The following is a 1745-nucleotide window of genomic DNA, read 5'->3' on the forward strand; positions in this document are numbered from 1 at the left end:
TCGATGCGACAACCGGCCAGGTCGGTTTATTGGTTTCCGTTTACGCGTTAGGCATGGCGATCGGTGGCCCGATAATCGCTTATGTTTTAAGACGTAAGTCACCACGTTCAGTGTTGACTGGCATTATTGCGGCTTATGCCATCATCGAAATTCTTGCGCCGGTTGTTCACGCCTATTGGTGGCTTGCACTTGCGCGAGTTCTAACGGGTTGTCTGTCCGGTGCCACCTTTGGGCTGGCCTTAACCTTTGCGGCCAGGATCGCACCATCTCCAGACCAAATTGGCCGCTGTGTCTCGATTGTTCTTAGCGGCATGATGGTGGGTACGGTTATTGGCCTACCTCTCAGTCATTTCATCGCCACGCAGTGGGATTGGCAAAGCTGTTTTTACCTATTAGGGGTCGCGGCACTGCTTGTCAGTCTACTAGCCAAAACAGGCTTGCCGGATCTTGCTAAGGCGACGGAAAGCGAATCGGTAGAAGACCTACAGAATCTAAAGTCCCCTAAATTATGGTCACGCTACCTGGTGAGTTTTTTAACGATCGGGGCAGCTTATGGTTCTTTCTCCTTCTTCACGCCTTTACTGCAAGACAACGCTGGTTTCAGCTCGGATGTAACCACTGTCATTTTACTCGGTTACGGTATCTGTACTGTGATCGGCAACCTCATCGTTGGTCGGTTCGCCGATGCTCATCCTGTAGGCGTTTTACGTATGGGGCATGGATTGTTACTCGTGGCTCTGATCACCTTGTCGATGTTCAGTGAAATAAAGGCCGTCACCCTCATAATGGTTTTACTGGTAGGGCTGATCGGTATTTCAATGAACCCTGCATTGATCACCAGGGTGACCCAAGCTGGTGGTACCGGCTATCTGGTTACAACCGTCCATACTGCGGTTATCACGATGGGTGTAACACTGGGCACGGTGTTTAGTGCTTTTTCAATGAACATATTCGGTCAAGATCCCGTTGTCGCTACATGGACAGGGGCAGGGTTAACAGTATTGGCAATATTGGCCGTCGCGGTACAGACCGTGACGTTTGCGAGTAAAAAACCGGGTCTGTCTCGGGTTAACTGAGTAAGCGGAGATTTTTGAATGGTAACGCACAACGTCGAAACTGATTTATCTGGGAAAGTAGCTTTAGTGACGGGAGGCTCAAGGGGGATAGGGCGTGAGATAGTGCTGACGTTAGCTAAAATGGGCGTGTCCTACGTAGGGATCCATTGCGGTAAAGACCAGGAGGCGGCAAAATCTGTCATTCACGAGGTCCACCAGCTGGGTGCCGATGCCGATGTCTTTACTGCGGACTTTGCAAGTCATGCAGGGCAGGAAGCATCCCAGCTTTGGCAGAAATTCTTCCAGCGCATTCAGGAAAAAGGTTATCAAGGGATTGATATTCTGGTTAACTGTGCCGGTGTCGCGCCTTCTGCTTCAATTACTGAAACTGAGCCTGCTATTTATAATACAGTCATGTCTATCAACGTTGAAGCGCCGTTTTTCTTACTAAAAGCAGCGATACCACACATTAATGTAGCAGGGCGCATCATCAACGTATCGACGGTTTTAACCCGAGTTGCCGATCCCCAACGAGCTATTTATGCGGCATCTAAGGGTGCGATAAATACGCTCACGTTATCGCTGGCACGCGAATTGGGCTCTCGTGGTATTAGGGGTCCGCTTGGAAAACGGAAATTATCCCACGCTAAGACTGTTTTTTGTACAAAGCGGTATCGACTGTACGTAATG

At 49.6% G+C, this 1745-nt stretch carries 2 protein-coding genes; both read left to right on the top strand.

Annotated features, from left to right (window positions below; genetic code table 11):
* Window positions 1–1076: MFS transporter (locus tag ACVRRC_RS21655; RefSeq protein ID WP_472997530.1), on the top strand; the 1076-nt coding region annotated here is incomplete at its 5' end.
* A gap of 18 nt (window positions 1077–1094) precedes the next feature.
* Window positions 1095–1745, top strand: a 651-nt coding sequence (locus ACVRRC_RS21660; protein ID WP_472997531.1) for an SDR family NAD(P)-dependent oxidoreductase, incomplete at its 3' end; no start/stop codon positions are given.

Source organism: Stutzerimonas sp. LR2 (genome assembly GCF_055755175.1).